Source organism: Paeniglutamicibacter kerguelensis (genome assembly GCF_017876535.1).
GTDB lineage: Bacteria > Actinomycetota > Actinomycetes > Actinomycetales > Micrococcaceae > Paeniglutamicibacter > Paeniglutamicibacter kerguelensis.
Map to the genome: position 1 here is coordinate 150610 of NZ_JAGIOF010000004.1, position 23843 is coordinate 174452.

The window sequence follows — 23843 nt, forward strand, 5'->3', positions numbered from 1 at the left end:
TTCATCCCGAACAACGCACACACCTCCTAGACCAAAGATTCGGCCATCAGCCTAGCAGTGCGGAGCCGACGGCGTTGCCCTCTGACCTAGCGCTGGGCGCTGTCCGTTGAGACCAGAAGCGTCTCATCGTCCGTGGCACCGGTGCCGTTGGTCCTGCGAATGGCGGCCCGCAACCACCAGGCCATGAGCAGGATGCCAACCAGGAGCGTCCACGCCCAAGACGGCACAACCGAATCAAGCCATCGTCCCGAGTTTTCCAGGAAGGAAATCCAGCTGGAGGGAAGCAGCTCGGGGACCGATGCCATGCCGTTGGTGAAGATCATGAGCCAGCCGACCAAGACCGTCACGGCACCAATGAGCAGCGAGGTGGTGTGGAATTTCAATCGCCCGACGGAGAACCTGCGGCCGCGCATCCAGCGCACGGATCCGTGCCCGGTCTTGCGAATCAGCAAGGCGATGAGCAGGATCGGGATGACCATTCCCACCCCGAAGAGCCCCAGCAGCAGGCCGCCGCGGGCCGGGCTTGCCGAAGTCAGCGCGAGGGTGAAGATGGCTCCCAGCACCGGCCCGGTGCAGAACCCCGCCACACCTGAAACGGCACCCAGCGCAAAGGTTCCAACCAACGATCCGGCCGCCGGCGCGGGCCTGCCACCCGGGATGAACCGGGAAAAATCGAGCCCGCCGCCCAGCGCCGTGACCAGGCCGAGGATGATCAGCACCCATCCGGCTCCGATCAGTAGGACACCGCGATCGATGCTCAGCGTTCCGCCCAGCCAGCCCAGTCCCAGGCCAAGCGGCACCAGGGTGATGAGCAACCCGGCCAGGAAGACCGCACCGAGGCTTAGCAGCTTGGCACGGGACGCGGCGATGTTGGCAAAGAAAGCCGGCAGCAGCAGTGCATTGCAGGGGCTGAACACCCCGAGCATTCCGCCGATTACGGCGTAGGCGAATCCAACTTCCATGCGTGTTGGGCCTTCCTCTTAGCCGGCGAGCTCGACGTCGATGGCCTGGACGAAGACCTCGAGCGGCTGCGCTCCCACCACCGGGGAGCCGTTGATGATGAACGTCGGGGTCCCGGTGACGCCAAGGTCCTTGGCTTCGTCGTGGTTTTTCTGGACCAACGCGGAGGTTTCTTCGGATGCGGCATCGGCCACCAGCTGTTTGTGGTCCACACCGATCGTTTTGGCGAGCTCCTTGATGCCTTCGGCGGAGAAGTCTGCGTTCTTGGCGGTGGCCCCGTCGGCAAAGATTGCGTCGTGGAATTCCTGGTACTTGCCCTGCTTGCCCGCGGCAACGGCCAGTTCGGCGCTCTGGCGTGAGTTTTCGCCGAAGAACATGATGTCGCGGTACTCGATGCGCAGCTTGCCGGCGTCGACATACTGCTGCACGATCGTGGGCAGGGACTCGGCGGCCCACTTGGCGCAGTAGCCGCACTGGAAATCCGAATAGGTGACCATGGTGACCGGTGCGTCAATGGCACCGACGGCGGTCGGGTCGTTGGCATCGCGGCGTTCGACGTTGATCTTCTGTTGCGTTGCATCGGCGTTCTGCGCGCCTTCGGCGGCCTGTTCGGTGGGTGCCGGCGCGGCGGCCACGGAGTCCCCCGGAGTGGGGATCTGCATCCCGATGATGATGCCGATCAGCAATGCCACGGGGATCGGCATGATCCAGAACCAGGGCAGCTTTGGCTTGGCCGGTGTTTGGGTTGCTTCTGACATGAGAGAGACGCAGGGTCCTTCCATCGGGGGCGGCAATCCTCACCGCGGCGTCGGGCTACGCAAGTATCCGGGCGCTCCGACGGCCGCGACGAGGGGTCTACCAAGAAACGTATCGGAGCCATGGACGCAAGGTGAAATCGCGGCCCGCGCATGTTCGTCGGAAACCCAGGCCTCCCGGGCATTAGGCCGTTGGCGTGGACGTCGAATTCGGGTCCCTACTGGTCGACCCCGGTTTTGCGGATCGAGCTCACGCCTCCAACTGGCACTGCGTCAAGGCCAGCCCGGTCGCTTCGGTCCGCCGGACCCGCGAGAGCGCGCCTCGCATTGTGGCATTTGGGGCAGCTCGGCAGATTGGACCTTCAGGCGTTTTCCCTGGCGGCTCCCGCCGGGGTGCCCGACGAATGATGGGAGCGGAAGTGCAGTGCCCGGATCTGTTCAACAAGTTCCTCCGCCGGGCCGTCGACCTCGATGCCCGGAACAACGGCGGCCACGGGCAACGGCGCCACCGGCGCGGGATCCACGCCCCATTCCCGCAGCCAGCCATCGAGCATGGCACCGGAAGCAACAAACACGATCCTGCCCAGGCCCGCCCAGCCATGCGCCCCGGCACACATGGGGCAATGCTCCCCCGAGGTGTAGACGGTGCAGGCGGCACGCTGCGCGGCGGTGAGGTTCCTGAACGCCCATTGCGCAATGGCCAGCTCCGGGTGGGCGGTGCCGTCCCCGGACGCCACTTGGTTGTGGCCCTCAAAACGCACCGTCCCGGCCTCGTCGACGAGGACCGATCCAAACGGCTCGTCCCCCGCCTCCAGTGCCTGCCCGGCCAGCTCGATGCAGCGCCGCAGGTAATCCAGATCGTTCCGGTTCATTCCCATCGACCTATCATCCATCGGTAACTATCGGTTGACCAAGGGCTTCCTGCGCTGGAATCCGCCCGGGGGATGCGCCGGAAATGCTCGCCCGTCGGGCGGTGAATGCGCGGGCGGCACAATCGGCGTAGGCTCAGTGTTAGGCGAAAGGTTAATAATGAGCCAATCCGAGTACTTTGAAGAACAGCTGAGCAAGGTGGAGGACGATTCCATCGCCGAGCTCACTGCACTATGTCGCAAGTTGCAGGAACAGCAGCCCGGTTCGCGGGTTCCGCTGATCGATCCGATACACGACGTGGATGAGGCCCGGGTTATTTCCCTGCAAATCGCGCCGGGTCCCGGAACGTCCTCGGGTTTCCTCTCACTGCGCAACGACGATCCGACGGCCGCCAGACTAGCGGCAGTCTACGATGCGGCCGGGCTGGAACCGCGCTACGGCATTCCTTGGAATGTATTCCCGTGGGAACTGCCCGACGGTGGCACCAAGCTCACCCCGGACCAGGTCAAGGCCGGGATTCGCCCGCTCAAGGAACTGATGCGCATTGCGTACCGGACCTCCGCGATCGTGGCGCACGGCACCGAGGCCAAGCGCCTGGTGCAGGCCTGGATCAAGGCGGGCGGCCAGCAGGTCATCAACCAACGCGGCATCAAGATCTATGAGGTGCGCTCCACAGCGGACCGCGCATTCTTGGGATCGGCCGAAAAGCAGCAGGTCTGGTTCGACGAAATGGTTGCCGCCTACACCGACGCCATGGCGCGCGCCGGAGTGCGACCCACCAAGAAGTGAAGGTCCTGATCCTCGGTGCCGGGGACCTCGGCACCGAGACAGGGCTTCGCTTGGTCGCCGCCGGGCATAAGGTAACCGCTTGGCGCCGACGCGCCGAATTGCTGCCCGGCTCCTTCATGGCGGTATCCGTCGATCTGGGTGATTCCGAACGCGAGCTTCCGGCCATCGACCCGGACACCGAGCTGGTCATCTTCACCCCCGCCGCGCCCGAACGCAGTGCCCAGGCCTACCGGCGCACCTACCTCTGGGCTGCGCAACGCGTTGTTTCGGCGCTGGAGCGGGACAATGTACACCCCCGGCGCTTCATCATGGTCTCGTCCACCGCCGTCTATGGCGACGCCGCCGGCGGCCTGGTCGACGAGAAAACCCCCATCGATCCGCACACCGAGACCGCGCAGGTCCTTGCCGCAACGGAGGACCTGGTGCGCGGGCAGGACGGAACGCCGATCATCCTGCGCCTCGCCGGAATCTACGGGCCCGGCCGCAACCACCTGATCAACCAGGTCAGGGACGGCAAGGCACGCAAGGCCGGGCGGGTGGTGTGGACCAACCGGATCCACCGCGATGACGCCGCGGCCGCGATCGTGCACTTGGGAACCATGTCCCAATCGCCCGAGCCGCTCTACCTGGGAGTGGACCGCGAACCCGTTGACCTTGCACGGGTCCAGGAATTCCTGGCCGAGCGCCTGGGCGTTGTGTCTCCCCCGGCGGGCGAAGCCGTGGTGAACCGGGGCGGGGACCGGCGGTTGTCCAGCGACAGGCTGCTGGCCAGCGGTTTCGGATTCACGTTCCCGACCTACCGCGAGGGCTATGCCAGCGTGTTGGCGGGCGAAGGCGTGCGGCACCCTTAGCCTCCGGCGGCCAAAGCATCCCGGCTTTCGGGCGAACACCCGTGGGGAACGCACCGAGGTGCACCCCGACCGGGCACCGGCCCGGCTGGAATGCACCTCGGATGGAGCGCGGCTAGTTGTTGACGTAGCCGTTCGGGTTCAGCACGTACTTCGTTGCGGCTCCGGCATCGAACTCCGCGTAGCCGCGCGGCGCGTCAAGCAACGAGATCGCCTTGGCGTTCACTGCCTTGGCGATCTGGATCTTGTCGTGCAAGATCGCCATCATCAGCTGGCGGTTGTACTTCATGACCGGACACTGGCCCGTGGTGAAGGACAGCGACTTGGCCCAACCCGTGCCGAGGCTCAGCGACAGGCTGCCGTGCTTTGCGGCATCGTCGACGGCCCCCGGGTCGCCCGTGACATAAAGCCCCGGGATGCCCAGCGCGCCACCCGCGGCGGTGACGTCCATCAGCGAGTTCAGCACCGTGGCCGGCGCTTCCTGGGCCCCCGCGCCATGGCCGTGGCCTCGCGCCTCGAACCCGACGGCGTCGATGCCGCAGTCGACTTCCCGCACGCCGAGGATCTGCTCGATCTGGTCCGCCGGATCGCCGTTGCCCACGTTGATGGTCTCGCAACCGAAGCTGCGGGCTTGGGCGAGGCGTTCCTCGTTCAGGTCGCCCACGATGACCACTGCGGCACCCAACAGCTGGGCACCCGCTGCCGCGGCCAAACCAACCGGACCCGCACCTGCGACGTAGACCGTGGAACCCACGGTCACGCCGGCGCTCACGGCCCCGTGGAACCCGGTGGGCAGGATGTCGGAAAGCATGGTCAGGTCCATGATCTTTTCCAACGCCTGGTCCCTGTCCGGGAATTTCAATAGGTTCCAGTCGGCGTAGGGAACCAAAACGTACTCGGCCTGGCCGCCGACCCAGCCACCCATGTCCACGTACCCGTAGGCACTGCCGGGGCGATCCGGGTTGACGTTCAGGCAGATGCCCGTCTTTCTTTCCTTGCAGTTCCGGCAGCGGCCACAGGAAATGTTGAAGGGAACCGAACAGATGTCACCGACCTTGATGAACTCGACGTCCGGGCCGACCTCGATGACCTCGCCGGTGATTTCGTGCCCGAGCACCAGGTTCTCTGGCGCCGTGGTCCGGCCACGGACCATGTGTTGGTCGGAGCCGCAGATATTGGTGGTGACAGTTCGCAGGATGACCCCGTGCGGGACCTTCCTGCCGACGTTGGCCGGGTTTACCCCGGGTCCGTCTTGTAGTTCGAAGGTGGGAAACGGCGTATCGATGACCTCGACGATTCCAGGCCCCTTGTACGCAACAGCTTTGTTACCTGACATGAGTTTTCCTTCCTGTGACCAAAAGGCCGGGGCAGATGCCTCGACCTCCGGACAGGCTATCGACGAAAATCCCGATTTGCCATAGTTATTCGCTCCCATTTGTTGGCTATAGCAACTTTTTGTGGAAATCTTCGTGAACAGGAAAACCCCGGCATCGGGTGCGGGATGATTCCGCGCCGGATGCCGGGGTTTTTCAGGAAATTCTGCGTGAGGCTAGAAACCCTTGCGCAGCGGGTTGAAATGGCGAGCCACTGCAGGCTTGTCCTTGCCCACGATGCCCGCGGCAAGCATCTTGCCGGTCAGCGGGCCAAGGGCCACGCCCCACATGCCGTGTCCGCCACCGACGTGCACGCGCGGGGACTTGGTGGCACCGATCAGCGGCAGGCCGTCGGCGGTGCAGGGGCGTCCGCCAACCCACTCTTCCTTGCGGTTTTCCCAGTTGATTCCCTTGTAGACCGGCGTCGCCGCGGCCACGATGGCCTCGATGCGCTTGGGCTCCAACTGGTGGTTCGCATCGCGGAACTCCATGGTGCCGGCAATCCGGAAACGGTCCCCGAGCGGGGTGCAGGCCACACGCTGGGTCGGGAAGTAGATCGGGTGGGTCGGCATGACCTCGGGCTGCACGGTGAAGGAGTAGCCACGGCCCGCCTGGACCACGACGTTCACGCCGAACTTCTTGGTCAGGTCGTTCAACCAGGCGCCGGTGGCCATCACCACGTGGTCGGCGGTGATCGAACGGCCCTCGGAACCAATGACGGTGACGGAGCTGCCGTTGTCGCGGATGTCGGTGACGTTGAACGCGCCAACGATGTCGCCGCCGCGGGCAATAACCGACTCCGCAAGGGAATCCATGTACTTCGGCGGGTTCAGGAAACGCTGGTTCTTGATCGCCACGCCGGCTGCCACGGTGTCGGCCAGGGTCGGTTCGATCGCACGCAGCTCGTCGCCGGTGAGCAGGTCGAACTCGACGTTGCCGCCGGTCTTGTGGATCATGTCGAATTCGTGGAGCAGTCCGTCGCGGTCCTTCAGCGACTTGAAGCCGGTGAGGAACGGGTTGGCGGGCATGGTCTTCTCAACCACGCCGGGACCGGCATTGGTGCCTTCGGCGATCTCATCGAAGGCGTCCAGGCCGGTGGTGCCGATCTCCGAGTAGATCCGCATGGCCGCCTGCCACTTCTTCGGGGTGCTGTGCCAAGCGAAGCCCACCAGGAAGCGAAGCAGCTTCGCATCGGCCTTCAACGGAATGTACAACGGGGAAGCCGGGTCGAACATCATCTTCAGGCCGTTGGTGAAGACCGCCGGTTCCGCGATTGGAAGGGTCAACGCAGGGGTCAACCAACCGGCATTGCCCCACGAGGCGCCCGAGGCCACGCCGCCGCGGTCAACGACGGTGACCTTGACGCCCTCTTCTTGCAAGTACCAGGCAGCGGACAGGCCCACGAACCCGGCGCCTACGATTACAACATGCTCAGGCGTCGTTGCGCTGGCCATGGTCATACTCCATTCAAGAAAATTGCTAACACTTTGACTCAACTTTGACGGTGAAACCGGCGCGAAGCAACGCCATTTCGCATTTCATCGGTGACGCAAGCCACAAGGAATCACGGGTTGCATTAAGTGCGGAAATTTGTAGGATATTCAGCATTTTCTACAGTGGGGCTTCGGGTCGGCCACACTTCAAGCCGCCGTGCCCGCCGTGGATATTTTTCGCCGTCGGTTGCACCGGTCATTTCCGCTGTTGGCAGGGACGCTTCGGGATCGTCGGCGGCAACGCACCCCGGGAGAAGAGGCAGGTCGTCGCGAGCCCAGCATCCTGCGGGCACGGACGGACCAACCGAAACCAGCCGGTACCGACAAACGCGGTTTCAGCTTTGAGGTGTGATCCTGCTTGTTTTGACGCTTCGCGTGGGCGAACCCACCTAGACTGATTTCATGACTTCCGCTTTCCCGACGCTTGCTTCGAGCACCCTTATTGCCGAACTTGTAGGCGTGACGAGCATGGAACGGGGATCGGAATACGCCAGCACCGGGCGGGTCCTTGACACCACGTGGATACCGCCGATGAGCATCGTGCGCGGCAGCGTGGTCGGGTCCGGAAACAAGATCTACCGCACGGCGATCCATTCCCAGGTACGCAACGGATACCTCTACCCGCAACACGGCATCTGCACCTGCCCGGTCGGCAACAACTGCAAGCATGCCGCGGCCGTCTTGTTGGCCTTCATGTGGGAAGAGTCCAACTTCGAAGAGGCCGACACCCGGGCGCCGTGGGAACGCTCGCTATTGGCGCTGATGGGTGCCGAGGAACCCGGCAGCGAAAGGAAGCAAACACGTTCCCTGGGCGTGCAGCTTGAGCTGCGCCCCAAGGCCAGCCCCCGTTACTACTCCAGCGCCGTCGAGAAGATCAATTCCGGGGAAATCCCGCACACCTCAAAGCTTGAACTCACGATGCGCCCGGTCCAGCTGAACGAAAAGGGCCGTTGGGTCTCCGGAAATCTCACGTGGCAACACTTCAGGTACACCAGAAGCGGCGAAGTCCCGACGCTGCCGTTCGACAACGAGTACGACGCCCTCCAGGTCGAGTGGTTCTGCATGCTGCTGCAGCTCAATTCCTTCGCCGCATGGAACGGCTCGCACCTGCTCACCAGTGACTTCCTGAGCCCGATGGTTTGGAACCACCTGGCCCAGGCTCCCGCGCTGGGCATCGAATTCCGCGCTTTGTCGGCCAAGTCCCTCGTCACGGTGCACGACGCGGTGAGTGTCCGTGCCGACGTCGCCTCCGAAGGAAAGAAACTGCGGCTTCGGCCCCATATCGACGAAACTCCTGCCGGCTTCGACACCGACTTCGCCGGGACGATTTCGGACCACGGGGTCTATTGGTGGGACAGCTCCAGCACCCTCAAGAACGCCAACATCCACTTGGCGCCCTCCAAGGAACGGTTGACCCCGCTCATCACCGGCCTGCTGCGTTCGGACAAGAAGATCATGATTCCCGCCAACGGGCGGGAAAACTTCGAGCGGGAGTACCTGCCCAAAATTGCCAAGGCCACTCCCCTGGTCTCCTCGGACCACTCGATATCGGTTCCGGCCTCCGTGCTTCCCACGATGCTCCTGAAGCTCACGCACCTTGCCGGAGAAAGGGACCAACCCCGGAAGCCGAAGAAAGAGAAGGCCGGCGCGCCAGGCGTGAAGTTGTTCTGGGGGTACGACTACGCGGGCACGTTCGTGCCCATGGGACATTCGCCCGCGAGCTCCGTCGAACCGGACCACAGGGCAGAGACGTCACTGCACCGCGGGATCGCCGCAGCCTTGGTCGACTTCCCGGAGGCGTTTGCCGCGCTGTTCCCCGGTTCGAAACCCTCCGGGGAATCCGAGGCGAACACCACCATCTTGACCGGCGTCCCGGCCGCCCGGTTTGTTTCGCTGGCCTTGCCGCTCCTCGAACGGCTTCCCTCCCTGGACATCATTGCGGAGGGCACCGCCACCGAGTTCGAGGAACTCACCGCCGACCCGCTGATCACCGTTTCGGCCCAAAACACCGAAACCAACGACTGGTTCGATCTGGGCGTCGAGGTACAGATCGACGGGAACAAGGTTCCCTTCACCGAGCTTTTCCAGGCGCTGGCACACAACGAGAAGCACCTCATGCTGCCCAACGGGAAGTACTTCGAGCTCGACCGGCCGGAATACGAACAGCTTCGCAGGCTCATCGAGGAGGCCCGTTCGCTGTCCGATTCGCACGGTGACGACACCGTCCGCATTTCCAAGCACCAGGCGTCCCTGTGGGAAGACCTGAAGGAACTGGCGACGAATGCCGAAGCCACGGCGGAATGGAAAACCTCCGCCGGGAGCCTGGTCAACATCTCCTCCGTCGAGCACGCCCCGGTGCCCGCGGGCATCAACGCCACCCTCCGCCCGTACCAACGCGAGGGGTTTGAATGGCTCTCGTTCCTCTTCGACCATTCGCTCGGCGGCGTGCTGGCCGATGACATGGGCCTGGGAAAAACCCTGCAGACCCTGGCACTGATCCAGCACGCCAAGGACCGACACGATCCTTCGGCCGGCAAGATGCCCCCGTTCCTGGTTGTTGCGCCCACCTCTGTCGTTTCCAACTGGGTCGCCGAGACCCGGCGTTTCGCCCCCGGGCTCAAGGCCGTCTACCTCACTGAAACCATCAAGCGCGGCGGAGTTCCGGTCCAGGAAATCGCGGACGAGGTCGACATCGTCGTCACCTCCTACGGCCTGTTCCGCATCGACCAGGACGAATACCGCCACGCCAAGTTCTCCGGACTGGTCCTGGACGAAGCCCAGTTCGTTAAAAACCCGGCCACGCAGGCCGCCAAGCAGGCCCGCGATTTCCCCACCGGGTTCAAGCTGGCCATCACCGGCACTCCCATGGAAAACAACCTTTCCGAGCTGTGGTCGATGTTCGCCATCGCCGCTCCGGGGCTTTTCGCAACGCTCAAGCGCTTCGACGAGACCTACCGCAAACCCATCGAGAAGGACGGCGATTCCGAAGCCCTGACCCGCCTGCGCAGGCGCATCCGCCCGCTGATGCTTCGCCGGACCAAGGAACTGGTCGCCACCGATCTGCCCGAAAAACAAGAGCAGATCCTGGAGCTGGAGCTCAGCCCGAAACACCGGACCATCTACCAGCGCCATTTGCAGCGCGAACGGCAGAAGGTGCTGGGCATGCTCGAAGACATGGACAAGAACCGTTTTGCCGTGTTCTCATCCCTCACCAAGCTGCGCCAGCTGTCGCTCGATGCGTCGCTGATCGACGACCAGTACCATTCGGTGCCCAGCAGCAAGCTCGAGGCCCTGCTGGAACAGCTCGAGGACCTCACTTCCGAGGGCCACAACGCGCTGGTCTTCAGCCAGTTCACCTCGTTCCTGGGCAAGGCGAGCACAATGCTCACCGAAGCCGGGATCGAACATGCCTACCTGGATGGTTCAACTACCAACCGTGGCAAGGTCATTGAGTCCTTCACCTCCGGCAAGGTCCAGGTGTTCCTGATTTCCCTGAAGGCCGGCGGTTTCGGACTGAACCTCACGCAGGCCGATTATTGTTTCCTCATGGATCCATGGTGGAACCCCGCCTCGGAAAACCAGGCTGTCGACCGCGCCCACCGCATCGGGCAGAAACGCAATGTCATGGTCTATCGCATGGTCTCCAAGAACACCATCGAGGAAAAGGTCATGGCGTTGAAGGAAAAGAAGGCCAAGCTCTTCACCGCGGTGCTGGACGACGACGCGGCGTTTGCCTCGGCGATCAGTGCCGATGACGTGCGCTCGCTCTTTGAGGAGTAACGCCACGCCAGCAGCCCGCCCAGGCGCAACGATGCGGCCACCGGTCGCCACAATAGTCATTAGTATCCAGCACCCTGCCGATCCCTAGGAAGTCACGTCATGTCGAAATCCAAGTCCAAGTCCCCCGCTGCGAAGTCACGTAGCGGACACCCGGCACGTCGCACCAGCGACGGGGCTTCCGTCTTCGAGCAGCCGGTCCGCAATGCGATGGCGCGCTACGCCGCGCAATTGCGTGCGTTCTTCAACGAACGGCACACCGCTGCCGACACCGAAGCCGGCATCGAAGGCTTGGTTACCCTGCTGACGGTGCACTCGCGACTTCGCAACCAGATTTCCGTGACGGAGCTGGAACACGACGCCCTGGCCATTCAATTTGGCGACCTGCGCGCCATCGGCGAGGACGTGGCCATTGCATGCGCCAGCATCCTCAAGGAGTTTGTCTTGTTCCTGGCCGAGACCGGCCTGTGGAGCGGAACGGTTGAAGAGTTCAAGGCCGTTTTCGAATTGATTTCCGCCCAGAGCGGTGAGTCACCCATCGTGGTTCCCGAACTCGACGAGGCGACTGCAGATGAAAAATGGTCGAAGCTGCCCATGGTCGCAACGGCGCGGCAGCTCCTTGCCTGGGTCGGCGAAGGCCGTGCGGTGCAGCCAAACGGCCTACTCCTGGAATCGGAGTTGGTTTCGGCGGCAGCCGCCATCGGCATAGATGCAGTTTTTGACGCCGATGCCCGGCCGGAATCCTTCCGCTGGGTCCCCGAGGCCGGGACGGCCGTGGGCTCGCTGGCCCATATTCCCAAGCTCGGCGCCTACTGGGACGCGTTGCTGCGCGCAGGCATGCTCACCAAGCAGGACGACAAGGCAGTGCCCACCCCTGTGGTGGCGGAAGCGCTCGCGGCCGACTCCGGGTTCAGCGCCCGCGGCATCAAGGACATTATCGCTGAGGGCATCTACGCCCACGTGTTGCTCAACGCCATCGGCCCGGAGAACGACCACACCATCACCCAGATGGCGGCGGCCCTGCTGAGCAAGGCAGGTTCAAACAACCCACCCCGCACCGACGTTGCCTTCCAGGTTCCAACCGTTGACGATCTTGAACCCGAGCAGGCCCATCTGCAGCCTCTCTTTGAAAAAACCATCCCCGGCGCCGAAGCGATCCTGCGCGCCCTGGAGTCCGAGGGCATGGTCCGGATCGGCAAGCACTTGCGTGTGCCGCGCGTGCTGCGCGCACCGCTTGAACGTGCGCTGACGCGAGTTGCAGAAGAGGTCCTCGGCTAGGTACCGCTCGAGTATGCCATGAGGCCACGATCGCTATACGCGATCGTGGCCTCATGGCATACCGGGCTTCTTATACGAAGCCGTAAGGAACTTAGATGCTGCTGGTTGCGATGCCTGCGTCGAGACGCGGCAGGCGGTCGAACCAAGGGTTTTCGCCCGGGGTGCCGACGTTGACGATCAGGAACGAGTGGTGTGCCTTGCCGGCGTTTACCACGGTGTCCACACCGGCAGGGTTGAAGCCGCCCATGGGACCAGCGTGCAGGCCTGCAGCGCGAACGGCCATGATGAAGTATCCGGCCTGCATCCAGGCGTTGTTCTTGGCGATTTCGGCGCGCATGACGGCGTCCTCATCGAACATCGCCTTGCGTTCGGGTGCGTGCGGGAAGAACTCCGAGAACTGCTCGTGCCAGTCGGCGTCGTAGCTCAAGACGGCCAGTGAGGGTGCGGCCAGCGACTTGGCGCGGTTGCCTTCCATCATGTGTGCGACAACTGCCTCGCGGGCTTCCTGGCTCTTGACCCAGGTGATGCGCAGCGGCTGGTTGTTCATCATGGTCGGGCCCATCTTGGTGAGCTCGTAGATGGTGTCCAGTGCTTCATCCGAAACGGCTTCGTCGGAGAAGGTGTTTGCCGTGCGCGCCTCGAGGAAAAGCTTGTCGGCGGTTTCGCTGTCAATCGCCAGGTTCGAGTAAATGGATTCGGTGGTTTCCAGGCTCACGGAAAATCTCCTTGTGATTCGTTTGGGGTTGCCCTTATGTGAACCGGTGCAACCGCCTGAATCATTCCCATTGGCCTGTGTGATACCGAACACTGCGGCCCGCCGCGGCAGCCGGCGGAGCCTACTCGTTAAAGTCATCAGCACGCCTGACGACGCCGTGGGTTGCTGCACTTGGGGTTGCAGCAACCCGAGGAATGTTTCGTAAAAGTACTGCTTGGGGGAAAGTACTTTTACTTATTCCTGGGTGCGAACCAGCTTGGGGGAATGGTTCGCAGTTTGGCGTCGTCTGGCGTGCTGGATAAAAAGTCTTTGAACGCCACTCGCAAAACGTTCTTCAGACTTTCTGTGACCAACCGTTCCGTCGATCTACATATAACTTTATAGGCCTCCCCAATGTTGCACATTGGACTTTTGACCATAGTTACTGAGGTTGCCTCAGCTGTTTTCCGTGTTCGGGGTCACTTCCCCGAGCCGGGTACGTTCGAAATCGATGATATCGGCCGGCAGCTCGGCACGAACGACCCAGTCACCGCGCTGACGCCTGGCCGTGAGCGTTCCGCCAAAGGCGGCCATTCTGTCCGTCATTCCAACGATTCCCGAGCTGTGTTCGCTCCGCGCGAGGCTTTCATAGTCCATATTTCTCGGAAGCTTATTGGCCACCTCGAGCCATACGCGGCCGTCGTCAATCAGTGCTTCAATCCGGCACACCGAATCGCGATCCGCGTGCTTGACGATATTGGTCGTTGATTCCTGAAGGATCCGGTAAAGAGCGGCCTGCGCCGACTGCGGCAGCCCTGAAAGCCGCGGGTCTGCCGCCGTTTTCGTCGGATGCCCGAGATCCACAAGACGTTCCGCGAAAATTTCGACGCCAATAAGGATTTCAAGGCTGCTAGCCGCATTGCCGGCAGAATCGACAAGGGAACCGTCCACCCGCGTCGCAGAACCGTCGCTGCGCAAAACATTGAGCATGACGCGGAGATCTTGGAGCGCTTCCTTGGAAGTAGCTCCGATGACTTTCAGTGCGGCCTGGGCCACCGCTGGGTCCCCGGAGAATTCAGCCGCCTTGGCCTGCATGGAGATGACAGTAATGTCATGCGCGACGATATCGTGAAGATCCCGCGCGATCGCTTTGCGTTCAGCCTCCACGGCTTCTTGTTGCTTGCGGCGGAGTTCAGCCATGCGCGCCCTATCGGCTTCGCGTTGGGCTTGAATCTTCCGGGAAAAGTAAGCAATCGCGTAGGCAAGAGCGAGCAAAGGCAGAATCAGGGCCAAAAAACCTATGTCCAGTGGGCGAACGACGGCGATCGACCCGACCCACACCACGGTCACACCGAAGAAACGCATAGAGTACTTGCGGTCTTCGGCAAGCGTAATCATGCCGACCAGGAATGGCACGACAAAGAGCGCAAAAAGATACTGGCCCGCCCAAACACTTGCGACCATGGCAATCATGGAGACGATCACAGCATAAGTGGTTCGAGTCCAGAGCAAACCCAGAGCGGCAACAAACAAAGCACTCACCAACACGGAGAGGCCAGCGCGTTGCGCCACCACAGGATCGGTTGCGCCCAAGAAAGTTAGAACATCGGTGCCCAAAAGGAGCACGGCAATGCCGCTCGCGACCAAGAGGATCTTTCGTCCAATCGGATACGACGAAGCGGCTTCTGCAGGACCAGATAAGAAGGGCAACGAAAGTTTCACCCCTCTATTGTCTATGGGTTGGAGGCCCAAGTCAGCGGGCCCCCAACCCAAGGAGATTTAGCGGCACAAGGCCCCAAGATTGCGGCAAACCCAGTCATTGAATGCATCAGACATTCCGAGAGTGCTAACACCTGGATTGTTGGCGCCCTGCGAGATCGGGCCGGAAACCACCAAATTGGAGGTCGGAGCGGCCTGGGCAGGGATAGCTGCTGGGATCAGCAGGGCAGCGGACATGGCGACAGTGGCGAATATGCGAGTTTTATGCGTCATAGACCTCATTGTTGCATCTAACACCCGAAGTCAATAGGTACTTTTGTACACATTTTGATGTCATTTTCGCGCCCACGCGGATGAAGCTTCCATTCGTCACTAGACTCAAAAATGTGACGGATATTCAAGTTCTAGTTGTCGACAACGAACCATTGATGCGCCAAGCCTTCAAGATCATTCTCGACGCAGCACCGGGATTCCACTGGATGGGCGAAGCCACCAATGGAATCGAAGCCGTGAATTTCTGTGCTGGGAATACGCCGGATGTCATCCTCATGGATATGCAAATGCCGCGAATGAACGGTGTCGAAGCAACGGAAATCATCACCACGAATTACCCCGGTATCGGCGTATTGGCGGTTACTGCGTTCTCCTCCGAGGAATACCTCGTCCCCGCCCTGCGCGCCGGCGCCGCCGGTTACATGGTCAAAGACTCAGAACCCGCCGAACTTCTTGCCGCCGTCAAGGCAGTCTTTGATGGCAGTGCGGCCATTTCCCCCTCCGTCTCACAAGACCTCATCAAGGCCATCCGCGCAGCGCACGAGGTAAAGACCTCCGCTCCGGGAGGAATGCCGCCCATCGCCTTATCCGAACGCGAGCTTGAGGTACTCCGCCTTCTGGCCCGAGGACGAAACAATCCGGAAATCGCGGCAGAACTGCACGTTGCTGAAACCACTGTCAAGGCACACCTCAGTCGCATCATGGCCAAGTTCGGGGTTCGTGACAGAGTGCAAACGCTGATTCGGGCAACTCAATTCGGCCTTGTTGAACTGAGCATGGATTAATTTCCGGCAATTCCCGTTCTATTGGCTCTGCGCCCTGGCGCCAAGGGCTGCTCGTCCATGGATCGTGGTTTTCACTTTTCATCCGCGAACCTACTCACTCTGGCACCAACGCGCATCAATCAGCCGCCCGGGACTTCCCCGCTGCTGCCAACATCAGGGCAGGTTTTTAGTCATGCCACTGCGACTCGCCGGATGACACCTGCGCGACGGCATCCGGCAAAAGCGCTTCTGGCCGTAGCGACCTATTGGACAACACATCTTCACCCGCAGCACGCCACCATTTTCCTAGGGCACCTGAAGTCCTTTTCACAACAGCTTCCAAGCCCCTTCGCATTGCCGATGTTTGCAAGCTTGATAGCCCGTCGGCTTGCACCAGACCTTACGTCGAAGTCTTTGGCGGAGTATCTTCAAACCGAAACATACCGAAAAACACATTCCATATCTTTTTTGCAAATTTGGTGGGCAAAACCACTTTACTTGGAGGTTGCCCCCTATGATCCCTTAGGCTCGGCAAATGACAACGGAACAGAAAACGGCAGGTTCATCGCTCCGCGTCCATCGGTGGGTATTTTGGCCCGCTGCCCTGATCATCATCATTTTTGTCGCATTCGCCATGATCGCCCCGGATATCGCTGAGGCTCTTTTCGCTTCGATTCAATCCAAGATCATTGGTTATTTCAATTGGTATTATGTACTCATAGCCACGGCCTTTGTTGGATTCAGCCTCTGGTTGGGTTTCGGAAAATTCGGTGACATCAAGCTCGGCAAGGATGAGGACGAACCAGAGTTTTCACTGGGTTCATGGTTTGCCCTGCTTTTCGCCGCAGGAATGGGCATCGGTTTGGTTTTTTACGGCGTAAGTGAACCGCTGAGCCACTTTGCATCACCGAAACCAGGCGTTTCGGGAACCCCCGCGGAGCTTGCCCAGATAGCGCAATCGCAAACAATCCTTCACTGGGGTGTTCATGCATGGTCGATCTATGTAGTGATCGGTTTGGCCTTGGCCTACGCGATCCACCGCAGAGGGCGCCCGATCTCCATTCGTTGGACCTTGGAACCGTTGCTTGGCCGCAGGGTCCATGGAGGACTCGGCAATCTCATCGACGTCATCGCTCTTGTTGGCACCATTTTCGGTGTTGCCACCTCGCTTGGCTTTGGTGTCCTACAGATCAGCGCCGGACTCCAAAGCGTCGGGTTGATCGAGGAATCGAAGCTGCTCGACCTCATTATTATCGCCGTCGTCACCGCCATGGTGCTCTTTTCCGTGCTCTCCGGTGTCGGCAAGGGCATGAAGTGGCTGTCGAATACCAACCTCATCCTGGCCGGGGTTTTCGTCATGTTCCTGCTCGTCGTCGGGCCAAGCCAATTCCTGTTGCGCAACGTCGTCCAGTCAACCGGCAACTACCTGCAGACGTTCTTCGCCATGTCTTTCAACGTCAGCGCGTTCACGGGGGAAGCGGGAGAGGCTTGGCAAGGCACCTGGACAACCTTCTATTGGGGTTGGTGGATGTCGTGGGCTCCATTCGTCGGCATCTTCATTGCCCGTATTTCACGTGGACGCACAGTCCGCCAATTCGTTGCAGGTGTCATCCTTGTTCCAACTGCGGTGACGATTCTGTGGTTCTCGGTTTTGGGCGGCACCGCCATTTACGGCCAGCTGCAGGGCACCGGAAACCTCGTCGGGCCGGACGGGACGGTGGATACCGCAGGCGCCCTCTTTGCCATGCTTGATCAGCTGCCTGCAGGCTCGGTGCTGACTGTCGGTGCAATCCTCATGATCGTGATCTTCTTTGTCACCTCTGCAGACTCCGGCGCGTTGGTCATGGGCATGATCGCTACCGGCGGCGAGGTCGAGCCAAAGAACTGGATCCGGATCTTCTTTACGCTCAGCACATCTTTGTTGGCGGCTTCGCTATTGCTATCCGGAGGACTGGAGGCGCTGAAGACCGCAGCAATCATCATCGCGTTGCCCTTCAGCGTTGTCCTGATCCTGATTTGTTGGGCCACCTATCGGGCGTTCTCCCGCGAGGTTCGCGTCTACGAAAAGGCGCGGAGGATGGCTTTTGTCGATCACATCGGCGACTTCTATGGGCTGGAGGTGGAAGCGGCCAACCAGGATTCACAATTGCTGGATCTGCGAAGGTTCACCGCCAGGTTGCGCCGGGCGGTCCCGTCGGCTCAACGGCTGCATGGGCCGCAGACCCGCTTGAAGTCCAATCCCCCGCCCGAATCGCACGTGGAGGAAAGCAAAACCGAGTAGCCCCTGGCTTCCGGACCGGGGAAGCGCGGGTTGAGGGGCGCCGTGAAGCGATGGCGTCCCTCAACCCGCAGAACGGCTACTTCTTCAGGCTCACCTGGTCCACGGTCCAGAAGGCACTGTTGGTCCCGGTGTAGCGGAAGGAGACCTTGGCCTTCTTGGCCTTCTTCGGAACGTCGATGCTGATGGTCTCAACGCCATTGAAGTTCTTGTCGTAGGACTTCAGCAGGCGGGGCTCGCCACCGTCGAAGCTGACGAAGACCTCGCCGCTCTGCGGTCCGTCAATCCGGTAGTTCGAGGCGAAGGACAGGGTTGCCGTCTTGCCGCCGCGAACCTTGTAGCTCGGGCTGATGAGGGTCGAATCGAACTGGCCGGCGGCGTGCGCCTTGTCGTCCCATTCGTCGGAGTCGGCAACGGCAAAGACATTGCGGTTGTGCACGCTGGTTTCGCGGCCTTGGTTCAAATCGACGTTGGTCCAGAACTCGTCGGTCGCAAAGGACCAGCCCTGCCATTCGGTCACGCCGCCGGCGGGCATGGCCGAATTGTCGATGCTCCAGCCGCTCGGGGCCGTTGTGGTCCACCCCGTGGTGGTCGTGCCCGGCTTGGTCTCATCAACGCCCGTCTTGAGATGCGGGCGCAATGAATCGAAGTCGTCGGCCTTGATGGTGCCGGCTGCCTGTCCATCCAGCTGCCATTCGTCTTCGATGCGAACGCCCTGGTGCTTCAAGACCGTGGGGGCGATATCGGAGATCTTGACGTCGTGGCGCACGGAGCCGGCCTCGATGCCCTTGCCCTGGGCGATCACAAAGGTCGCGCGTTCCCCGGTGCTGCTGCCGCCATGGCCGCCGCCGGGAGTGTGTCCGTGGTCGGCGGTGATGACAACCATCCAGTCCTCGCTCTTCTTGGCCTTGCGCTCATCAACTGCCGCAAGGATCTGCCCGATCTGCGCATCGGCCGTGGCATGGGCCTTGGCGTAGGCGGCCGAGGAGCTTCCGCTGCTGTGTCCGGCACCGTCGATCTCGTCGAGGTGCACGAAGGTGCTGTCCGGGTTGCCGTTCTTCAGGTAGTCGACGGTCTTGGCGGTGGTGCCCGCATCGTTCCCGCCGGCAAGGCGCAGGTCGGTCTTCTCCCCGAAGACCTTCTGCGGGATCGGGGACCAGGTGCCGACGACCAGGGTTGAGCTTTGGGCGCGCGCGATTTCCAGGCGGGTGAGGTAGTCCGGGTACTGCGCGTAGTTCGGATTGGCGAACGAGTTATCCGGAACCTTGTGCTTGTCCGGCCAGACACCCGTGGCAATCGTCGACCAGCCGGCACCGGAGACCGTGGGGGCCATGGGGTTGGCGTACAGGTTCGACTTCGCAAGCATGCCGTTCTTGACCAATGCGGCCAGGTTCGGGGTGTTCTTCTCGTTGATCTGTGCTGCCGCCGCGCCGTCCAGACCTATGACGAGCGTCTTTTTCTTGCTTACTCCGGATGGAAGTCCCTTGTAATTCTGTGTGGATTTCTTGGCTTCAACGGGTGCCTTGGGCGCGGTTGGCATCGCCATGGCAGCGGTGGGAGCAACAACAGCCAGTGCCAGGACGGTTGCTGCAACGGAGGTACGGATTCGTGGCGAAGAATGCACGGTATTTTCCTTGGGTGATCAGTATGGGGCGGTCATCTCGGGTTTTCCCGAACGAACGCGACCATCTTCTCTGCCCATTCGGGCACGCTTCAATGCCAACATGCGCTTGTTCAGACAACGTTCACACTTGATCGTGGTCCAACCGTTTTGGTCATCGGAAATACATGAAAAATTTGGCTAATTTGGTCGGGAGCACCACTTCAACTTGTGTATATATGCAGGAACTCCCGGATCGAGCTAGAGCCGGGTGAAACCCTGCCGCTGTATGGACAGCCGCAGGAACCTGTAGCAAATGCCAGCGGCAAACATGATCAGGCCGCCGATGACGGCGGTGGCAGGAAGCATGGCCACCAGCACCGCGCAACCGATGGCACCGGCGATACCCACCCACCGCGGGCTCCGTCTTTCGCTGGCCGGCTGCCTGACGGCCGAAATATTCGCAATCAGGTAGTAGACCAGCACCCCGAAGGATGAGAATCCGATCGCCGTGGTCAGATCGGAAAACACGATGAGCACCAGGACGGCCGCACCCACTGTCAGTTCGGCTCGGTGCGGCGTCGAAAAACGCGGATGGATGGCAGACAGCGCATGCGGCAGGTCATGTTCCCGAGCCATGGCCATGGCCGTCCGCCCAATCCCGGCAATGAGTGCGAGCAAAGCCCCAAGTGAAGCCAGCGCCGCCGCAATCTGCACCAGCGGCAGCGCCCACGATTGGCCCAACGCCGCAGCCAGCGGTTTGTTGGTCCCAGCGATTCCGCCGGCGCCCAGGCTATGAAGCAACACCAGCGCCACAACGGCGTAGAGACCCACCACGATCCCGAGGCTCAACCCGATGGCTCGAGGTATTGTCCTCGCGGGGTCTCGAACCTCTTCGCCCAAAGTTGCGATGCGGGCGTATCCTGCGAAGGCAAAAAAGAGGAGGCCAGCGCCCTGAAGTATCCCCGCCAAGCCCGGATTTCCGCCCGAGACGGCCGTCGAACCATCTTGGATTCCGCCAAGGATCGCGATCAACACGATCGCCAGGAGTGCGAGCACCGACATCACGATGACTCGTGCGGCTGCCGCCGTCCGGGTGACCCCTAGATAATTGACTCCGACGAGCAGCGCAACGGCCCCCGCTGCGACTGGTTTGACCCATGATTCGGGCACCGCATAGGTGGCAAAAGTCAGCGCCATGGCAGCCGCCGAGGCAGTCTTGCCCACCACGAACCCCCAACCGGCGATGAATCCGGGCCAGGGGCCCAGCACTTCTCTGCCGTAGGCGTAGGTGCCCCCGGAGGTGGGATACCGTGCCGCCAATTGGGCGCTGGAACGGGCATTCGCGTAGGCCAGTGCCGCAGCCAGGAACAGGGACACCAACAGGGCAGACCCTGCAGAGGCAGCCGCCGGCGTGAAGGCGGAAAAGAGGCCGGCGCCGATCATGGATCCCAGACCGATCATGACTGCGTCCTGGGTCCCCAGCCTTCGCTGCAGCCCGGAACTCACTTTTCCTCCACCAGATTTTGCATCCACAATCATAACCACCGGGAGGTTAACGGCCGGTGGATTCTGCCGCTGCGGTGCCGCTGCATGAACGGCAATCCACATAAGGCGGTACCTAGGCGAGCACCGGGCTACCCAGGGACGGAACCAGCGACTCGACGGCCGCCGCCACCCGGAAGGCCATGGTTTCGGCAAACGGGTGCCCGACGACCTGCACCCCCGTGGGCACCCCGTCGGCGGACATGCCGCTGGGAACGGAGAGCACGGGGCAGCGGTTGGCCACGTTGAAGGGGCTGGTCATGTGTGCTTCCCAGTAGTGGCCCAGGTGGCGCTCGGCAGTGTCGATCCCGTTGAGGTAGTCCCCGTCCGCGGCGAGCGACGCCACGGCGGAGGTCGGGCAGAGCAGGGCATCGAGGCCCGCCATGGCGGCGGCCAGTTCGCCTTGCAGTGCCGCATCCATGCCGAGGGACTCCACCAGCGTGTTCCGCCTTGCGGCGGCAGCGGCATCCGCAATGAAGCGCGCAGTGTAGGCGGCCAGCCGGTCCTCGGTCCCGGCGGTCTCCACGGCCATGGCCGGGCCCAGGATGTGCCCGAAGTGGGCGAAGATCGTCTCCGTGATCCGGCCCGTGGTCCAGGGCAGGTCGACGGGGACGACGGTCGCCCCGGCCGCTTCAAGCGCGCGGGCCACGGCCAGGGTGTTCTCACGGATCTCGGGGGCCACCGGGTAATCGCCCAGGGTGAGCGACAGCCCGATGCGCAGCCCCTCGACGGATCCGCCGGCCAACGGGTTTATCCCGTTCCCTCCCCAGGAGCCGTGGTCCGCGGCGTGGCGGCCAGACATGACCGAGGCCAGCAGCGCGGTGTCGGCAACGGTTCGGCCCATCGGCCCGTCCCCGCGGTACCAGTCCGCGGCAAGCGCCGAGAATCCGGGGATCCGGCCGTAGGGCGCCTTGTAGCCCACGGTCCCGGTGAATCCCGCGGGGATGCGGGTGGAACCGGCAATGTCGGAGGCGGTGGCCAGGGTGGTGAATCCGGCGACCAGCGCGGCACCGGCCCCGCCGGAGGAGCCGCCCGGAGAGGCCTGCAGGTTCCACGGGTTTCGGGTGGTCCCCCACATGGGCGAATGCGTGGTGGTGGCGCAGCTGAATTCGGGGCTGGTGGTGCGGGCGTGGATGATCCCGCCTGCCATATTCAGCCTTTCCACCACCGGGTGGTCGGCCGCCGCAATGCGTCCGCGGTGGGCCGCAAGCCCCTGTTCGAGCCTTAGCCCGGCAATGCCGTGTTTTTCCTTGGTGGCCACGGTGAGGCCCAGCAGCGCGGGAACCGGCCCACCGTCCCTGGCCAGGCGCACGTACTCGTCGGCCGCCACGGCCGCCCGGTGGCGAGCGGTGTCGAAGAGCGTCTCGGTGAAGGCGTTGATCCCGGTGTCCCGGTCCCCGTTGTGGGCCTCGATGCGTTCGATCTGGGCTTCCAGGACCTCCACCGGAGAGATCTCCAGGGAGCGGAATCCCCCCAATGCCTCGGTCGCGGACAGGTGGGCCAGCGAGTCCACCGCCGTGGTTGCGCCCGGGCTCATGCCGCGCCCGCCTTTGCAGGTTCCTGCCCGTCGACAGGTGCGGCGGCCAGTGCCCCGTTGACCATCTCCCAGGCCACCTCGCCCAGCGCCCGGACGCCCGCCAACATGTCCTCATCGGTCGTGAATTCGCGTTCGCAGTGGCTGACCCCGTCCACCGACGGGATGAACATCATGACGGTGGGTACAATCCTGTTCATCGCCACCGAGTCGTGTCCCGCCATGGTGCGGATCCGGCGCACGCCCAGGCCCAGGTTGGCCGCGACCTTTTCGGTCAGCTCCAGCCCCTCTTCCGGGTAGTACTGGATCCCGCGGACGTCGAAATCGTTGACGTTGATGCGGATGTCGTGGTCCTTGGCGATCTGCGCGATGTCGGCCAGCAGCGAGGCCCTCGCCTCGGCGACGATCTGCGGCGATGCCGCGCGCAGGTCGGCCACCAGGTGCACGCGGCGGGCCACCACGATCGGCGAGTTGGGTTCCAGGGTCAGCTGGCCCACCGAGGAAACCAGTGCCTCGTCGTCGAACTTCGCCGTGACGCCGTGGACCAGCAGAACCACCTTGGAGGCCGCCACCAGTGCATCGTGGCGGTCGGCCATGGCCGTGGCCCCGGTGTGGGACTGTTCGCCCAGGACTTCGATGTCCAGCTTCTGGGTGTACCAGGAGTAGTCGACGGCCCCGAGCGTGATGCCCTCGCGTTCCAGGATCCGGCCCTGCTCGATGTGGATCTCGGCGTAGCCGGCGAGTTCCGGGCGTTCGTCGGTGCCCAGGTAGCCGATGGCACCCAGCGCCTCGGCGACGGTGGTGCCGGCCAGGTCCTTGACCGCGAGCATCTTGTCCTGGTCCATGAGCCCGGCGAAGACCGAGGAGCCCATGATGGAGGGGGCGAAGCGCCCGCCTTCCTCGTTGAACCAGTTCACCACCGCAAGGTTGAACTCCGGTACGGCGCCTTCGGCGGCCAAGCGTTCGGCCACGCGTTCGGCAGCGTGCAGCCCCGCCAGCACCCCGTAGGCCCCGTCGAAGCGCCCGCCCAGCGGCTGGGAATCCAGGTGGGAGCCCAGCAGGATGTAGGGGGCGCCGGGGACCAGGTCGATCAGCGCGAACATGTTCCCGATCCCGTCGACGCGCACCTCCCAGCCGCGTTCCGCGGCGAATCCGGCGAACCAGTCGCGGCTGAGTTTGTCCTCGGGGGTGGCGGCCTGGCGCTCTACGCCGTTGTTGCCGGTGGCCCCGAAGGTGGCTACGTGGTGGAAGTCGGCGAGGAATGTTGTGTCACTCATGGGGGTGGTGCTCCTA

Annotated in this window: 17 protein-coding genes; 6 read left to right on the top strand and 11 right to left on the bottom strand. The window is 62.5% G+C overall.

Annotation, left to right across the window (positions count from 1 at the left end; genetic code table 11):
• Positions 1-86: 86 nt before the first annotated feature.
• The 3 genes from JOF47_RS20150 to JOF47_RS20160 form a co-directional block, all read right to left on the bottom strand.
• Positions 87-962: a cytochrome c biogenesis CcdA family protein gene (locus JOF47_RS20150; protein ID WP_210002277.1), complete on the bottom strand. Its 876-nt coding sequence runs from the start codon at positions 960-962 to the stop codon at positions 87-89.
• A gap of 18 nt (positions 963-980) precedes the next feature.
• Entirely contained in the window at positions 981-1718 is a 738-nt protein-coding gene (locus JOF47_RS20155; RefSeq protein WP_210002279.1) for a DsbA family protein, read from the bottom strand.
• 359 nt (positions 1719-2077) lie between these two features.
• The gene (locus JOF47_RS20160; protein ID WP_342592876.1) at positions 2078-2587 is read right to left on the bottom strand and encodes a nucleoside deaminase; all 510 of its coding nucleotides are present in this window, start codon (positions 2585-2587) and stop codon (positions 2078-2080) included.
• Between the two features lie 157 nt (positions 2588-2744).
• Here JOF47_RS20160 and JOF47_RS20165 point away from each other — a divergent pair, with 157 nt between their 5' ends.
• Both JOF47_RS20165 and JOF47_RS20170 read left to right on the top strand, forming a co-directional pair.
• A complete protein-coding gene (locus JOF47_RS20165; RefSeq protein ID WP_210002283.1) occupies positions 2745-3374 on the top strand; it encodes a uracil-DNA glycosylase family protein in 630 nt (209 codons plus the stop codon).
• The gene (locus JOF47_RS20170; RefSeq protein WP_210002285.1) at positions 3371-4225 is read left to right on the top strand and encodes an NAD-dependent epimerase/dehydratase family protein; all 855 of its coding nucleotides are present in this window, start codon (positions 3371-3373) and stop codon (positions 4223-4225) included. The genes JOF47_RS20165 and JOF47_RS20170 overlap by 4 nt, the downstream gene beginning before the upstream one ends.
• A gap of 112 nt (positions 4226-4337) precedes the next feature.
• Here the strand turns inward: JOF47_RS20170 and fdhA are convergent, their stop codons facing one another.
• Together fdhA and JOF47_RS20180 are read right to left on the bottom strand one after the other, a co-directional pair.
• Entirely contained in the window at positions 4338-5558 is a 1221-nt protein-coding gene (gene fdhA, locus JOF47_RS20175; protein ID WP_210002287.1) for a formaldehyde dehydrogenase, glutathione-independent, read from the bottom strand.
• A 213-nt stretch (positions 5559-5771) separates the two neighbouring features.
• A complete protein-coding gene (locus tag JOF47_RS20180) occupies positions 5772-7049 on the bottom strand; it encodes an NAD(P)/FAD-dependent oxidoreductase (RefSeq protein ID WP_210002289.1) in 1278 nt (425 codons plus the stop codon).
• A gap of 441 nt (positions 7050-7490) precedes the next feature.
• Here JOF47_RS20180 and JOF47_RS20185 point away from each other — a divergent pair, with 441 nt between their 5' ends.
• On the top strand, positions 7491-10868 hold the full coding sequence (locus JOF47_RS20185; RefSeq protein WP_210002291.1) for a DEAD/DEAH box helicase: 3378 nt from the start codon (positions 7491-7493) through the stop codon (positions 10866-10868).
• A gap of 99 nt (positions 10869-10967) precedes the next feature.
• The gene (locus JOF47_RS20190) at positions 10968-12143 is read left to right on the top strand and encodes a hypothetical protein (RefSeq protein ID WP_210002293.1); all 1176 of its coding nucleotides are present in this window, start codon (positions 10968-10970) and stop codon (positions 12141-12143) included.
• Positions 12144-12234: 91 nt separating this feature from the next.
• Here the strand turns inward: JOF47_RS20190 and JOF47_RS20195 are convergent, their stop codons facing one another.
• Complete coding sequence (locus tag JOF47_RS20195) at positions 12235-12858, bottom strand: malonic semialdehyde reductase (RefSeq protein WP_210002295.1); 624 nt, start codon at positions 12856-12858, stop codon at positions 12235-12237.
• A 435-nt stretch (positions 12859-13293) separates the two neighbouring features.
• Positions 13294-14559: a sensor histidine kinase gene (locus JOF47_RS22405; RefSeq protein WP_210002297.1), complete on the bottom strand. Its 1266-nt coding sequence runs from the start codon at positions 14557-14559 to the stop codon at positions 13294-13296.
• A gap of 383 nt (positions 14560-14942) precedes the next feature.
• Between JOF47_RS22405 and JOF47_RS20205 the strand changes: the two genes are divergently transcribed.
• Both JOF47_RS20205 and JOF47_RS20210 read left to right on the top strand, forming a co-directional pair.
• The gene (locus JOF47_RS20205; RefSeq protein WP_342592877.1) at positions 14943-15614 is read left to right on the top strand and encodes a response regulator; all 672 of its coding nucleotides are present in this window, start codon (positions 14943-14945) and stop codon (positions 15612-15614) included.
• 514 nt (positions 15615-16128) lie between these two features.
• Positions 16129-17874 carry a BCCT family transporter gene (locus tag JOF47_RS20210; protein WP_210002299.1) on the top strand — a complete coding sequence of 582 codons (1746 nt, stop codon included), beginning with the start codon at positions 16129-16131 and terminating at the stop codon, positions 17872-17874.
• 76 nt (positions 17875-17950) lie between these two features.
• On the opposite strand, the gene JOF47_RS20215 is transcribed toward JOF47_RS20210, so the two are convergent.
• The 4 genes from JOF47_RS20215 to JOF47_RS20230 all read right to left on the bottom strand — a co-directional run bounded on the left by JOF47_RS20215 (position 17951) and on the right by JOF47_RS20230 (position 23827).
• Entirely contained in the window at positions 17951-19495 is a 1545-nt protein-coding gene (locus tag JOF47_RS20215) for an alkaline phosphatase family protein (protein WP_342592878.1), read from the bottom strand.
• A gap of 237 nt (positions 19496-19732) precedes the next feature.
• Positions 19733-21013, bottom strand: a complete 1281-nt coding sequence (locus tag JOF47_RS20220) for an APC family permease (protein ID WP_210002302.1) — start codon at positions 21011-21013, stop codon at positions 19733-19735.
• A gap of 79 nt (positions 21014-21092) precedes the next feature.
• Positions 21093-22553, bottom strand: a complete 1461-nt coding sequence (locus tag JOF47_RS20225) for an amidase (protein WP_210002304.1) — start codon at positions 22551-22553, stop codon at positions 21093-21095.
• The gene (locus JOF47_RS20230; RefSeq protein WP_210002305.1) at positions 22550-23827 is read right to left on the bottom strand and encodes a M20 family metallo-hydrolase; all 1278 of its coding nucleotides are present in this window, start codon (positions 23825-23827) and stop codon (positions 22550-22552) included. Before JOF47_RS20230 ends, JOF47_RS20225 begins: the two co-directional genes overlap by 4 nt.
• Positions 23828-23843: the final 16 nt, after the last annotated feature.